At 69.6% G+C, this 14001-nt stretch carries 13 protein-coding genes; 5 read left to right on the forward strand and 8 right to left on the reverse strand.

The window, feature by feature from the left end:
* Positions 1-212: 212 nt before the first annotated feature.
* Positions 213-2552: a ComEC/Rec2 family competence protein gene (locus tag RAC81_RS13810; RefSeq protein ID WP_375082904.1), complete on the reverse strand. Its 2340-nt coding sequence runs from the start codon at positions 2550-2552 to the stop codon at positions 213-215.
* A gap of 151 nt (positions 2553-2703) precedes the next feature.
* Here RAC81_RS13810 and RAC81_RS13815 point away from each other — a divergent pair, with 151 nt between their 5' ends.
* Both RAC81_RS13815 and RAC81_RS13820 read left to right on the forward strand, forming a co-directional pair.
* Positions 2704-3036: a hypothetical protein gene (locus RAC81_RS13815; protein ID WP_375082905.1), complete on the forward strand. Its 333-nt coding sequence runs from the start codon at positions 2704-2706 to the stop codon at positions 3034-3036.
* A 58-nt stretch (positions 3037-3094) separates the two neighbouring features.
* Positions 3095-3514, forward strand: a complete 420-nt coding sequence (locus RAC81_RS13820; protein ID WP_375082906.1) for a VOC family protein — start codon at positions 3095-3097, stop codon at positions 3512-3514.
* On the opposite strand, the gene RAC81_RS13825 is transcribed toward RAC81_RS13820, so the two are convergent.
* From RAC81_RS13825 to RAC81_RS13835, 3 genes are all read right to left on the reverse strand, one after another.
* A complete protein-coding gene (locus RAC81_RS13825) occupies positions 3504-4097 on the reverse strand; it encodes a helix-hairpin-helix domain-containing protein (RefSeq protein ID WP_375082907.1) in 594 nt (197 codons plus the stop codon). The two genes, RAC81_RS13820 and RAC81_RS13825, sit on opposite strands and share 11 nt — an antisense overlap.
* A 111-nt stretch (positions 4098-4208) precedes the next feature.
* Positions 4209-6785 (reverse strand): leucine--tRNA ligase, encoded by a 2577-nt coding sequence (leuS, locus tag RAC81_RS13830; protein WP_375082908.1) that lies wholly within the window; start codon positions 6783-6785, stop codon positions 4209-4211.
* Between the two features lie 32 nt (positions 6786-6817).
* Entirely contained in the window at positions 6818-8134 is a 1317-nt protein-coding gene (locus RAC81_RS13835; RefSeq protein ID WP_375082909.1) for an anthranilate synthase component I family protein, read from the reverse strand.
* 41 nt (positions 8135-8175) lie between these two features.
* Between RAC81_RS13835 and RAC81_RS13840 the strand changes: the two genes are divergently transcribed.
* Genes RAC81_RS13840 through RAC81_RS13850 form a run of 3 tightly spaced genes read left to right on the forward strand, consistent with a single transcriptional unit; the run spans position 8176 to position 10748 of the window.
* On the forward strand, positions 8176-8853 hold the full coding sequence (locus tag RAC81_RS13840; protein ID WP_096715561.1) for a DedA family protein: 678 nt from the start codon (positions 8176-8178) through the stop codon (positions 8851-8853).
* 4 nt (positions 8854-8857) lie between these two features.
* Positions 8858-9883 carry an App1 family protein gene (locus tag RAC81_RS13845; protein ID WP_375082910.1) on the forward strand — a complete coding sequence of 342 codons (1026 nt, stop codon included), beginning with the start codon at positions 8858-8860 and terminating at the stop codon, positions 9881-9883.
* A 1-nt stretch (position 9884) separates the two neighbouring features.
* Complete coding sequence (locus RAC81_RS13850) at positions 9885-10748, forward strand: 3-methyladenine DNA glycosylase (RefSeq protein WP_375082911.1); 864 nt, start codon at positions 9885-9887, stop codon at positions 10746-10748.
* Between the two features lie 18 nt (positions 10749-10766).
* Here the strand turns inward: RAC81_RS13850 and RAC81_RS13855 are convergent, their stop codons facing one another.
* From RAC81_RS13855 to RAC81_RS13870, 4 genes are read right to left on the reverse strand one after another with little or no spacing between them, the layout of a single operon-like run.
* Entirely contained in the window at positions 10767-11957 is a 1191-nt protein-coding gene (locus RAC81_RS13855) for a glycoside hydrolase family 3 N-terminal domain-containing protein (protein WP_375082912.1), read from the reverse strand.
* 4 nt (positions 11958-11961) lie between these two features.
* Positions 11962-12618 carry an SDR family oxidoreductase gene (locus RAC81_RS13860; protein ID WP_375082913.1) on the reverse strand — a complete coding sequence of 219 codons (657 nt, stop codon included), beginning with the start codon at positions 12616-12618 and terminating at the stop codon, positions 11962-11964.
* A gap of 38 nt (positions 12619-12656) precedes the next feature.
* Positions 12657-13181: a DUF3592 domain-containing protein gene (locus RAC81_RS13865; RefSeq protein WP_375082914.1), complete on the reverse strand. Its 525-nt coding sequence runs from the start codon at positions 13179-13181 to the stop codon at positions 12657-12659.
* Complete coding sequence (locus RAC81_RS13870) at positions 13178-13969, reverse strand: hypothetical protein (RefSeq protein WP_375082915.1); 792 nt, start codon at positions 13967-13969, stop codon at positions 13178-13180. Before RAC81_RS13870 ends, RAC81_RS13865 begins: the two co-directional genes overlap by 4 nt.
* Positions 13970-14001: the final 32 nt, after the last annotated feature.

The raw sequence follows: 14001 nt of genomic DNA on the forward strand, positions 1-14001 counted from the left end.
GCCGACGCTGCACCACACCGATCGCCCGATGCGCAGCCACCAGCTGCGCCCGCGACAGCTCGGCGCCGTTCTCCGCATCCGCCCACGCCTCATCGAGGCACTGCACGGCCTCGAGAAGCGGCACCAGATGCGAAGAAGTCATGCCCCCAGTTTAGTAACTATGTTCGAATGTGGCTCGATATGCCGATACAGAACAGCCGCGCGACAGATCATTAAGACCCTCTTTCCCTCCAGATCTCGTATCCGCCCGCTCCCGTACCCACGAGCACCCGACCGTCCAGATCTGTGCGCAGCACGGTCGTGCCCGCGGCCTCGAGCATCGAGAGGGCCTCGTCTCGGGGATGTCCGTAGACGTTGTCCGCGCCCACGCCGACCAGCCCGATCGTCGCTGCGATCTCCTCGTACAGCGCCGGCGCCTGGTCACCGCTCCCGTGGTGCGACACCTTGACGACCGGGTAGACACCACGCACCCGGTGAGACCTCAGCAGCATGCTCTGCGACTCAGCGGAGAGATCACCCAGGTAGAGCGATCGTGGCACTCCGCCGCCCTCGATCTCGAGCACCACGCTGAGATCGTTCCCCGGAGGGAACGCCTTCTCGTCTCGCGCAGGCCACAGCACGCTCCATTGAGCACCGCCGAGATCACCGCTCACTCCCGCGTGCACCTCTTCGACCGTCGCGCCGCCTTCGGCCAACCGCTCGAGCGTCTTCTCGTCGGCGGTCTCACCCGGAGGGCCATGCAGCACGGTCCTCACCCGGCCCTGAACGGCATCGACTCCGCCGACATGGTCGAGGTCGAAGTGGGTCAGCACCAGCAGATCGAGCCGCGCGATGCCCAGCGCCCGAAGGCACTCGTCCAACAGCGTCGGGTCGGGGCCGGTGTCGATGAGCGCGACCTGGTGCGCCGATCGCACCACCACAGCGTCGCCCTGCCCGATGTCGCACATCGCGATCGTCCAGCCTGTCGGAGTCGTCATGCGCGCCAGCGGACCGGAGAGGACCACGTGCGAGGTGCCGAGGGCCAGCGCACCCGACAGCACGGATACGGCGAGCAACCGTGGCAACCGCAGACGGTGTCCGCGGCTGCCGACGACGACTCCGACCGCACCGCTCAGTCCTGCCACGACGAGGGCGCTGAGCACACCCGGCGGGATGGCCACCTCGGCGAACGGCAATCCCGCCGTCGCATCCGCGGTGGCGGCGATCCACGACGCCGGGAGCCAGGCCGACGCAGCGAGGACATCCGCGAGCGCAGGCACCGGAGCGGAGAGGCAGGCGAGCAGGCCGATCACCGTGGCGACGGGCGCGGCCGGCGCGGCGAGCAGATTCGCCGCGAGCCCCACGAGGGACTGTCTCTCGGCGAACAACGCGATGATCGGACCGCAGGCGAGCTGAGCGGCGAGAGGGACGGCGATCGCAAGAGCGAGCGGCGACGGCATCCACTGGGCGAGGCCTCGCGACAGGATGGGTGCGAGCAGGATCAGCGCCCCGGACGCGACCACCGAGAGCGCGAACCCCGGGGTGGACGCGAGCCAGGGATCGATGATGAGGATGCCGGCCGCGCTGAGCGCCAGCATCCCCGCTCCGGCGCTGGGGCGACCGACCAGTAGCGCGATCATGGCGACCCCCGCCATGACGCCGGCTCGGATCACGCTCGGCTCCGGTGTGACCAGGATCGCGAACCCTGCCAGCCCCAGTGCCGCGAGAAGGATGCGGAGTCCACGCCCTGCCCCGCACAGCGCCGCCGACCAGAACACGGCCCCGACGACGATGGCGCAGTTCGCACCGCTCACTGCGGTGAGGTGGCTCAGACCGCTGGTGCGCATCGCGTCGTTCAAGTCCGAACCGACCGCGCGCGTGTCGCCGACGGCGAGGCCGGGCAGCAGACCGGCACCCGGCTCGGGAAGGCGTGTCGAGCGCTCGATGAACGCTTGCCGCAGCCCGGCCGCCACGGCGAAGAAGCCCGCCGCCTCCCGTTCCACCGATGCGGAGCTGGCGAACAGCACGAGCGCCGCACGCTCCCCTGGATCCGTGGCCGCGCTCTCGCCGGTCACCCGCACGACCGCCCCGAGGTCGAACCCTTCGACAGGATCGACGCCGACCCGCACCGGAGCGGACGCAGCACTCACACGGCCCGGCGGCCCGATCCCGGCCAGCTGCACGTCGATCCACAGCCGCCCGTCCCTCCCCACCGAAGCCGACGACGCGATCTCCCCCACCGCTTCGACGACCCTGCCGTCCCAACCCCGAACCGCCGCACGATCCACCGTCGCAGACATGACGGTGAACGCCACGGCGGCACCGACGGCCAAGACAACGATCATCAATCCGCCCGCTGACGCAGCCGACCGACGACGCAGCACCATCGCAGCGCCCGCGACGAATGCTGCCACCGAACACGTACCCGCGCACCATCCCGACGCTCCCGGCTCGAAGACGCAGAAGAGAGCGACGCCCCACGCCGCGGCCATCACCGGGAGCAAGCGGAGATCACGCGTCGAACCCAGACGTCGTGGTGGGTACTCCCGCGCACCCTCTGTCCGCACAGCCATCCGAACAACCTAAGAGCGCGAGGACGCGGGCACTGACCACGAACACACCCACCGTGAACAACCCGCGTCATGCCGTCGATGTGCAGTACCGATGCAGGAAGCCGCACCTCGTGGCGGACCTAGAGGCGGCTACGTGCGCTACCGTGAGCGGATGTCGAACGACTGCACGGATGTCGGCGCTCGCCCGAGCTGGCGGGAGGTATGCGGTCGCATCGGCTGGGCGTGCCTCGCGATCGCCGCCGCCGTCGTGATCCTGACGGGTGTCGAGGTGTTCGCGGCATCCGTCGGTCTTGCGCTCCACGGCGGCTTGAGCGTCGAGGCGGCCGACGCCATCATGCTCCGTGCACGCATCACGCTGGGAGCCGTCGCCGCGATCGCCGTCATGGCGGTGATCGCGTCACGGTGGGGGTTGCTGGCGGCATCCTCGCCGTTCCTTCTCGTGCTCATCGTGTTCACGAACGGTCACCTCACCACCGCGGAATGAGAGGCCGACGCGATCGCTCCCCGAGCGGCGTGTCTGCGGCGTGTGGGAGACTCCCGCCATGGAACAGCGCGTCAGCTTCATCACCCTCGCCGTAGCCGATCTTGAACGCAGCCGGGCCTTCTACGTCGACGGCCTGGGGTGGGAGCCGATCTTCGCCGGCGACGACGTCCTGATGCTGCCCGTCGGAGATCGACTCATCCTGTCGCTCTGGTCGGTCGAGGGCTTCACCGCGGAGATCGGCGAGGCGCCGGCATCCGGCATCGCCCCGATCACCCTCGCCCACAACCTGGCCACGCCTGCCGAGGTCGACGCGGTCATCGAAGAGGTGCGCGCGCTCGGCGTACCCGTGAGCCCGGCTCGCGAACGGGAGTGGGGCGGTTATTCGGGGTACTTTTCCGACCCAGACGGATTCCGGTGGGAGGTCGCGGTCAATCCGGGCGAGACGGGAGACTTCGTGTTGGCCCCCGTCACACCCTGACGCCGTCGCGGATTCCGGCGAGGAGCTTCTCCCCGATGCCCGGGACCGCCAGGAGATCGTCGACCGACTGGAACCGTCCGTTCTCGTCGCGCCACGCGATGATCCGCTCCGCGAGCGCCGGACCGATTCGGGGCAGGGTCTCGAGAGCCGCCTGATCGGCCGCGTTCAGATTGATCCGATCGTCACCCGGCGGGGCAGCGCCCGGCACGTCGGTCGCCGCCCCGAGCACCGGGACGACGATCTGCTCACCGTCGGTCACGGCACGCGCGAGGTTCACGCCGGCGAGATCGGCCTGGTCCGTCGTGCCTCCGGCCGCGGCGACCGCGTCCACGAGCCGCGCGTCGAGGTCGAGCACGTACAGGCCCGGCTGCTCGACCGCGCCGAGAACGTGCACGTAGAGGTCACCCGATGCCGACAGAGACGGCTCATCGGTCGACATCGGAATCGACTCGGTCGGCGCCGCCTGCCCGCGGAGCAGACCCAGCCCGACGGCGCCCGACAGGACGACGAGCGCGACCACGACGGCCGCGCCGACGCTCAGACGCAGGCGACGCTGCGGAGGTGGAGGCGAGGACTCTGACACCCTGCCAACCTAGGCGCGCACGCCGACGCCGCACTGCCGGGCGAACTCCCGCCGTGCACAACTCGCGTCACCCCGGAGATGTGCAGAAGCAGTCTGGGACCGCCCCCGATATCACTTGACGACGATGCTCACGATCTTGGGGGCACGCACGACGACCTTCACGATCTCGCGGTCGCCGATCGACCGGATCACGCGCTCGTCGGCGCGGGCGAGCGCTTCGAGCTCGGCCTCGCCGATACGAGCCGGCACCTCGAGCTGCGCCCGCACCTTGCCGCCCACCTGCACGACCGCGGTCACCGTGTCCTCGACGAGGAGCACCGGGTCGGCCGACCGCCAGGTCACCAGACCCACCGACGGCTCATGACCGAGCGCCTCCCACATCTCCTCCGCGGTATGCGGGGCGATCAGGTCGAGCATGACCGCGACCGTCTCCGCCGCCTCGCGCACCGCGGGGTCGGCGGCGCCGGCTGCGCCGGTGTCGATCGTCTTGCGAGTCACGTTGACGAGTTCCATGAGGCGCGCGACGAGCACGTTGAACTTCGTCTGCTCCACCAGACCCGGAGCCTCCGCGAGCAGCTTGTGGGTCGCGCGCCGCAGCGCAGCGTCGCCGCCCTTGAAGACCACGTCGACGTCGCTCGACACCTCGTGCGCGATGCGAAGGGCGCGGGACAGGAACTTCTGGGCGCCGGTCGTCGACACGTCGGCCCAGTCCTTGTCGTCTTCCACGGGGCCGGCGAACGCGAGGCCCACCCGCAGAGCATCCGCTCCGTGCGCGTCGAGCTCCTCCTGGAACAGCACCAGGTTGCCCTTGCTCTTCGACATCTTCTGCCCGTCGAGCAGGACCATCCCCTGGTTGATGAGGTTCGAGAACGGCTCGGTGAAGTCGATGAGCCCCATGTCGAACAGCACCTTCGTGATGAAGCGCGCGTACAGCAGGTGCAGGATCGCGTGCTCGACACCGCCGATGTACGAGTCGACCGGCGCCCAGCGCGACGCGAGAGCCGGGTCGAACGCCTCGGTCTCGCTGTTCGGCGAGAGGAAGCGCAAAAAGTACCAGGAGCTGTCGACGAACGTGTCCATCGTGTCGGGGTCTCGCAGCATCGGGTCGCCGGACACCGGGTCCACCGTGCGCACCCAGCTCTCGGCGCCGCCCAGTGGCGACGTGCCCTTCGGCTTGAGGTCGAGGCCCTCGACGCTCGGCAGGGTGACCGGCAGCTTGTCCTCCTGCACCGGCACGATGCTGCCGTCCTCGGCGTGCAGCATGGGGATGGGAGTGCCCCAGAACCGCTGCCGCGAGATCAGCCAGTCGCGCAGACGGTAGTTCTTCGCCGCACGACCGGTTCCCGACGCCTCGAGCTGTTCGATGGCGCGTGCGATCGCGTTGCGCTTGGACAGCCCGTTGAGGGGTCCGGAGTTGATCATGCGGCCCTCGCCGGTGAGCGCGACGCCGGTGGATGCCGGGTTCTGCTCGTCGAGCGCGGCATCCGCGTCGATCGGCACGCCGTCGTCATCGACCTCGATCGCGCGCATCGCGCCCGTGATGGGCGCTGTCGTGTCGACGACGACCTTGACGGGCAGGTCGAAGGCGCGCGCGAAGTCGAGGTCGCGCTGGTCGTGCGCCGGGACGGCCATGACCGCGCCGTGACCGTAGTCGGCCAGCACATAGTCCGCGGCCCAGATCGGCAGCTTCTCGCCGTTCACCGGATTGATCGCGTACCGCTCCAGGAAGACGCCGGTCTTCGGGCGATCCGTCGACTGGCGGTCGATGTCGGTCGTCTTCTGCACGTCTGCGAGATAGTTCTGGAAGCGCTCGCGCACCTCGTCAGGAGCCTCGGCTGCGAGCTCGGCCGCCAGGTCGCCGTCGGGTGCCACGACGAAGAACGTCGCGCCGTGCAGCGTATCGGGGCGCGTCGAGAACACCGTGACGGGCTCGTCGCGGCCCTCGATGCGGAAGTCGACGTCGGCGCCGACAGAGCGGCCGATCCAGTTGCGCTGCATCTGCAGCACCTTGTGCGGCCAGCGCCCCTCGAGCTGGTTCAGGTCGTCGAGCAGACGGTCGGCATAGTCCGTGATGCGGAAGTACCACTGCGTCAGCTTCTTCTTGACGACCTCGGCGCCGCAGCGGTCGCAGCGCCCGTCGATGACCTGCTCGTTGGCGAGCACCGTCTGGTCGTTCGGGCACCAGTTGACGGGGCTCTTCTTGCGGTAGGCCAGACCGCGCTCGTACAGCTTCAGGAACAGCCACTGGTTCCAGCGGTAGTACTCCGGGTCGGAGGTGTGCAGGACGCGGCTCCAGTCGAACGAGACGCCGTACTGCTCGAAGCCGACCTTCTGCTGCGCGATGTTCTGGTACGTCCACTCGCGCGGGTCTGCACCCTGGCGGATGGCGGCGTTCTCGGCGGGGAGGCCGAAGGAGTCCCACCCGATCGGGTTCATGACGTTGTGCCCGCGGTGACGCCAGAAGCGCGCGACGATGTCGGAGTAGAGGTAGTTCTCGGCGTGTCCCATGTGCAGGTCGCCCGACGGGTACGGGAACATCGCGAGCACATAGCGGCGCGGCCGCGTGTCGTCGTCGCCGCCCGTGAGGAACGTGCCGTTCTCCGCCCAGTACTTCTGCCACTTGGCCTGGATGTCGTGCGCCGAGACGGTCTCCTCGGCGACGGGAGAGGTGGACAGGTTCTCAGACAACGAACGCACGACCAATCTGGAGGGAAAAGGGATCAGTTCAGGATATCGGAACCCCAGGCCACGGGCGTATCCGCCCCCAGGGCTGCGAGCGGTGCGCGGGCCTTCGTCGCGACCTCGGCGACCTCGGATGCCGCCACCGACCGCCACGTGATCCCACCGCCTGCACCGACGATCGCCTGATCTCCCTCGACGAGGATGCTGCGGATCACCATCGCGAGATCGAGGGCGCCGTCGTCGCCGATGAAGCCGAAGCAACCGGCGTAGACACCGCGCGGACCCCCCTCGAGCTCGTGCAGTCTCGTCATGGCCGAAAGCTTCGGAGCACCGGTCATGCTCCCCGCGGGCGCGGCTGCGGCGAACAGCGCTGCGACGTCGACACCGCGCGCCGCTGTGCCGCTGACGGTGCTGACGAGCTGGTGCACCGCGGGGTAGGTCTCGACCTTCCACAGCGCCTCCACGCGGATGGTGCCTGGCACGCACACGCGCGACAGGTCGTTGCGCATGAGGTCGACGATCATGACGTTCTCCGCGCGCTCCTTCTCGTCGACGGCGAGCTCTGCGGCGAGCGCGGCATCCGTGTCCGAATCGACGCCCCGGGGACGCGTGCCCTTGATCGGCCGAGTGCGGATGACTCCGCCCTCCGCCTGCAGGAACTGCTCGGGGCTGGCGCTCAGCAGCGACGTCTCGCCGATCCGCAGGAAACCCCCGTGGTGCGCCGGCGTCGCCGTGCGGAGGCGACGGTACACGTCGACCGCGTCGTCGACTCCGGTCACGGTGAAGCGCGTGGTGAGGCAGAGCTGGTAGGCGATGCCCGCCCGGATGAGGTCACGGCAGCACTCGATGAGGGCGGTGTACTCCTCGGGTGTGTGTCTGGCGGAGGCGAGACGCTCTCCGGGCCTCGGGACCGGACGGGCCTCCGACGTCGACGCGGCGACGACGAAGGCCTCCCACTCGTCGAGGTCATCCGCGAAGACCCAGGCCGTCCCGTCGTCATGACGGACCGCGAGGAGGCGAGTCACGCGCAGCCACGCATCCCCGGCGCCGGGACCGCTCTGGGCAACCGGGGCGACCGGGGCGCCCGCCGCCTCCGCACCGCTCTCGTAGTCGTACCAGCCGACCCAGCCTCCACGGAACGGCGGCTCCTCCGCAGGGCGCGTCATGGCGACGTCGAGCCGCACCTCCCCGGGGAACCGCGCCTGCTCGCCCGTGCCGACGTAGCTCCACCCCTCGGCGGCCGCCGCTCCCGCATCCAGCCAGAAGACGTCGGCGTGACGCTCCTCGAGGGCGAGGAACACCGTTTCGGGATCCACCGCACGATCGAGGAGGCGGCCGGTCAGTCGCTCTCGCACGTTCCCAGCCTAGGCGGCGTCGCCTCCCGTATTCTCGGAGGGTGGACGACCTCCTCCTCTGGCTGTTCGATGTGATCCAGTCGATCGATCCGGTCACGCGCACGCTCATCGCCGGGGTCGCCGTGATGCTCGAGACGAGCATCCTCATCGGGCTCATCGTCCCGGGCGACACGATCGTCATCATCGCCTCGATGGGAGTCACGAGCGTGTGGGAAGCGATCGCGATGGTGATCGCCGTCGTGATCGGTGCTCTCATCGGCGAGAGCATCGGCTTCTGGCTCGGGCGCTGGCTGGGTCCCCGCATCCGCCGTTCGTGGATCGGGCAGCGCGTGGGTGAGAAGAACTGGGTGCGAGCCGAGAACTACCTCGCGCGTCGTGGCGGCATCGCGATCTTCCTGTCGCGCTTCCTTCCCGTCCTCCACTCCCTCGTCCCGCTGACCGTCGGCATGAGCCACTACTCGTATCGCCGCTTCCTGGCGTGGACGGCACCCGCCTGCCTCCTCTGGGCGACGGCCTACGTGAGCATCACCTCCCTCGCCGCAGGCGGCTTCCGCGAGCTCGTGGACCGCGTCCACTTCGCCGGCTACATCTTCGTCGGCATCATCGCGGTCTTCCTGCTGCTGATCTTCCTGGGCAAGAGGCTGCTCGGTCGCCTGGAGTCTCGTCACATCGAGACGCCGGACGCAGGCGCGCAGAATACTGCCGACGTGAAAGACTGAAGCAATGGCTTCCGCACCCCTGGCGCCCCGGATCCACTGGTTCGCGCGCCTCGAACACCGCTTCCACGTGTGGCGTGAGGGACGAGCGCGCCGTCGCGGTCGCAGCGCCACCGTCCTCCCGTTCCCGGGGTACGGCGGTCCGGGCTGGGTGCGGGTCCTCGGTCGGGTGCTGATCGTCCCCCCGCTGCGCAAGGGAGACGACGGCGAGCCGGCGAGCATCCGCGGTTGGCGCAGCTTCGTCGGCATCCCGGTGAGCTTCGCGAAGGTCACCGTGACGATCGGCGACTCCGTCCACCATGTCGTCGCGGATCGGGGCGGCGTGATCGACTCGGTGATCCACGCCGAGCTCGAGCCGGGCTGGCAGACCTTCACGTTCTCGGTCGAGGGCAAAGACCCCATCGAGGCCACGGCCTTCATCGTGGCGGAGTCGACGCGGTTCGGCGTGCTGTCGGACGTCGACGACACCGTCATGGTTACCGCGCTGCCCCGTCCGTTCATCGCGGCCTGGAACTCCTTCGTCGTCGACGAGCACGCGCGCATCCCCGTCCCCGGCATGGCCGTGCTCCTCGACCAGCTGCTGCGACAGCATCCGGGCGCACCGATGATCTACCTCTCGACCGGCGCCTGGAACGTCGCTCCGACGCTCCGCCGATTCCTCGGCAGGCACCTGTTCCCCGCTGGATCCATGCTGCTCACCGACTGGGGTCCCACGCACGATCGCTGGTTCCGCAGCGGTCGCGATCACAAGCTCACGAATCTGCGTCGCCTCGCGACGGAGTTCCCCCACGTGAAGTGGCTGCTCATCGGCGACGACGGTCAGCACGACGAGTCGATCTACTCCGAGTTCATGGAAGAGCACCCCGACTCCGTGAGCGGTGTCGCGATCCGACGGCTGCTGCCCGCCGAGGCCGTGCTGGCCGGTGGCCGCGCCGGACGTGAACCGCACTCCGAGGACGTCGCCCCCTGGGTGAGCGCGGAGGACGGCGCCGGACTCCGCGACCTCCTTGGCGAAGCCGGCATCCTGGACTGACATGCGTCTGTCCCGGACCACCTGGCTGGAGCGCGAACGGGCGCACCAGGAGCGGGCGGACGCTCTCACCGCCGAGCACCGTGCGCGCGCGTCGCGCCGCGAGACCCACCCGGTCTGGGACTTCCTCTTCACCTACTACTCGTACAAGCCGGCGCAGCTGCGACGGTGGCATCCCGGTGCGGGAGTCGAGCTGGAGGATGCCGGCGAGCGGCGCACGTGGCGCTGGTACTCCCCCGGCACGACTCCCGACGTCGCCGTCCCCGACGCTGCCGCGTTCGCCGCGGAGAAGCCCGAGCTCGCGGGACTCGTCGAGCGGATGCTGCGCCGCACCGCCTCGCGGCCAGGCCAGTTCGGCTGCTTCGGCCTGCACGAGTGGGCGATGGTCTACCGCGCTGACGAGCACCGTCATGCCGTGCCGCTGCGGCTCGGACAGGCCGGTACCGACCTCGTCGTGGAGAGCCACGAGCTGCGGTGCACGCACTTCGACGCCTTCCGGTTCTTCACCCCCGATGCGGTGCCGCGCAATCGCACGCCCCTGACGCGCGACGACCAACCGCTGTTCGAGCAGCCGGGATGCCTGCACGCCGGGATGGACCTCTACAAGTGGGCGCTCAAGCTCGGACCCCTCGTTCCCGGTGAGCTGCTGCTCGATGTGTTCGAGCTGGCCCGTGACATCCGCCTGCTCGACATGGAGGCCGCCCCGTACGACCTCGGCGCCTGGGGTGTCGTACCGGTGCCGATCGAGACGCCCGAGGGGAAGGCGGAGTACGTGCGTCGTCAGCGGGGCTTCGCGGAGCGCGGGGCGGTGCTGCGTGCGCGGCTGCTCGAGTCGTGGCTCGGAACAGATGCCCTGATGGCGGTCTGAGCGGCCGAGTCGCGGCCGTCAGTCCACCGGCTCGCATTCGGAACACAGCGTCCACTCCGCCGTCGCCGCCGCATGCTGCATTCTCAGCGTCATGACCCGCGTGGCGGCATCGACGAGCCGTTCCTCCGGCACCGTGCCCGCCTCGACGGCAGCGGTGATCCCGGCGGCGATCTGACCCGCCGTGTCGGGCGTCGAGCCAGCGATCATCAGCAGCAGGTCGCTGCCGGCCTCGAGAGCGGTCACCGCGTTGGCCACGGGATCGGCGTAGGCGGGGACGCCCGACGACGACAGCATTCCGAGGTCGTCGGTGACGATCACCCCGTCGAAGCCGAGCTCGTCTCTCGCGATCTCATGCCAGGCGGGCGACAGCGAGGCCGGGGCCGCGTCGACCGCGGTGTACGCGAGGTGACCGAACATGAGGAGCGATGCTCCGGCGTCGACACCCACCACGAACGGAACGGCATCGGTGGCGCGCCACTCGTCGAGCGTCTCGGTCGTCGAGGGGATCGCGTGGTGGGAGTCGCCCGGCGCGGCACCGTGCCCAGGGAAGTGCTTGAGCGTGGATGCGACGACCGGCTCCTGGGCCGCGGTCGCCGCAGCGACGCGCTCCGCCGCGCTCTGCGGGTCGGCGCCCAGTGCGCGCCCGAAGATGAACGACGCGGGGTCGGCCGGCACGTCGGCGACCGTGCCGAAGTTGACGTCGATCTCCGAGCGTGCGACGAGCGCGGCGCGTGCCGCGAATGCGGCAGACGTCGCAGCGACCGGCTGCGTCTTGAGCGACGTCGACGCCGGGTAGATGTCTGCGCCGAGGCGCGAGACGATCCCGCCCTCCTGGTCGATCGCGAGAAGCGGCGACGGGTCGGCGTCGGTGACGAGCGCATCGGTGACGGCCGCGACGTCGCCGCCCTCCGGCACGTTCGCTCCCATGAGGATGAAGCCGCCGAAGCCCTGCTGCATGTAGCTCGCGAGCGCTGTCGGGTCGGTCGTCGGGATGTGGCCCATCACCACGCTGGCCGCCTGCTCGGCGGTGCTCATGCGCTCGACGAGCTCCGCAGCGCGCGCATCGACCCCTCCGCCTTCCACGGCGGCGGGTGCGCGCGGGACTGATGCGCGAGCAACGGGCACGTCGACTGCGACCGCGGGTGACGACAGCATCCCCAGCCCGACGATGACCGCCGCGCTGATCGCCGCTGCCCGACGCCACCTCATCGGTTCAGGCGCTGAGCGCCTCGACGATCGGGACGGCGCTGTCGGCATCGCCGTTGCCGAAGCGGATCGTGCGGCCGAACGTTGAAGGGTTGCCGATCGACTCGGCGATGACCTGCGCGACGTCGGCACGCGAGACCTCGCCGCGCCCCTCCGGGTCGATCACGATACGCCCAGTGGGCTCGTCGAAGGTCAGCGCCCCCGGGCCGAGGATCGTGCCGTCGAGGTCGGTGCCGCGCAAGTGCTCGTCGGCTTCCCACTTCGCGTCGGCGTACGGGAAGAACGAGTCGTCCTCCGGGATGCCGTGATCTTCCTTCGAGCCGATCCACGAGACCATGACGTAGCGACCGACACCGGCATCGGCCGCGGCATCCATCGTGCGGATCGCGGCATCGCGATCGACGGCGTATGTGCGCTCGGGCGATCCGCCGCCCGCACCGGCCGACCAGACGATCGCGTCGTGTCCGGCGATGATCTCGGCGAGTCCGCGCGTGTCGAGCTGCTCGACATCCGAGACCAGCGCGGTCGCGCCCGTCTTCTCGACGTCGGCGACGTGGTCGGGATTGCGGATGACCGCCGTGACCTCGTCGCCGCGGGCGACGAGCAGAGGAGCGAGCAACAGGGCGATGCGGCCGTGGCCGCCGAAGACGATGATGCGCGACATACCTTCACCCTACGCGCCGAACCTGACATCGGCTCAGGTCAGCGGGGGCCTTGCGAACTGTCGATCACATATGCCTGCGGGTGCGACGGCAGGTAGCGCACGACCACCTGATCGCCCGACAGGTACGCGTCGCGGTCGGGGTAGACCGCGGGGGTGAAGAAGTTGCTCTCGACCGTGTACTCGACACCGGAGGCCGTCGAGAACGTGATCCAGTCGCCGTCTCGTGTGCCGGTCGTCGGCTGCCCGTGCTCGTAGATGTACGCGCGCGTCACGGGTACGCCGGTCAGGCTCAGGATGCCGACGACGAGGTTGGCGAGCATGACGACCGTGAGCACGCGGAACACGATCCGCGCGAGGCGTCCGCCCCATCGACCGCGCTTCGCGTGCTCTGGACGGAGCAGACCCTCGCGCTCGCGCACTCGTCGCAGCGCGCTGCCCGGCGTCGCGCCCGACGCCGAGAGCGCGAAGAGTCCGAAGAGCGAGAAGCCCGCGATGAAGACCATGGCGTAGCCGTGCGCCGCCGGGAAGTTCAGCAGCCAGATCAGGGTGTCGAGGATGTTCATCGGCCGGGCTCCTTCTCGATCGTGACCGCCACGGTCTGCGGATCCTCCCGACGGTAGAACGCCCAGATCGGCGCGCCGACCTGGAAGCGCGAGATCGCCTCCGGGTACGCGAAGACGGTGGTCTCGGCCTCCCAGGTGTCTTGTCCCTCCGGCGCCAGGAGCACCGTCAGGGCGAGTTCGCTCTGCCCCTCCAGACGTCGCCCGGTCGGTCGCACCGCGATCACGGAGGCCGGCACCTGCGTGCCCGTCGTCCGTGCCCGCACCTGACGCGGATCGATGAGCCCGCGGTCGATGCGCCACTGCAGCACGGCCTCGCGCACGGACGGGTCGCTGATGTCGGCGAGCTCCACGGAGTCCTGGTCGCTGAGGCTGTAGCGAACCGGCAGCGGGTTGCCCACCTGCAGCGACGACAGGTCGGTCGGCTGCACGAGGGTGCGCAGCTGGGCGATGAAGTCGTCGCCCGAGCCAGGGGTGACACGGATGAAGAGGTCGTACTGCGGCACGTCGTTGACCGTGAGGCCCGTGCGGGAGACCTCGACGATGCGTCCCACTCCGATGTGCGATGCACCGCGGAGCTTCCGGCGGCGCCCGAGGCCCGACACGGTGCCGCCGAACGTGAGCATGAGTCCCCAGGCGACGCCGATGATGATCGGAGCGCCGAGCGTGTCCTCCCCCGCGAAAGGCAGGATGGACTCGCGCTGATTCACCCCGAACAGTCCTTCGGCCGTCCAGATCGCGAGCCATGCCGAGAGGAGCAGCCAGACGACCATGAGCGCGATGCGGATCATGCCCTCAGCGTATCGACGGCACACCGCCGCGG

Source organism: Microbacterium sp. CR_7, from assembly GCF_041954755.1.
Lineage (GTDB): Bacteria > Actinomycetota > Actinomycetes > Actinomycetales > Microbacteriaceae > Microbacterium.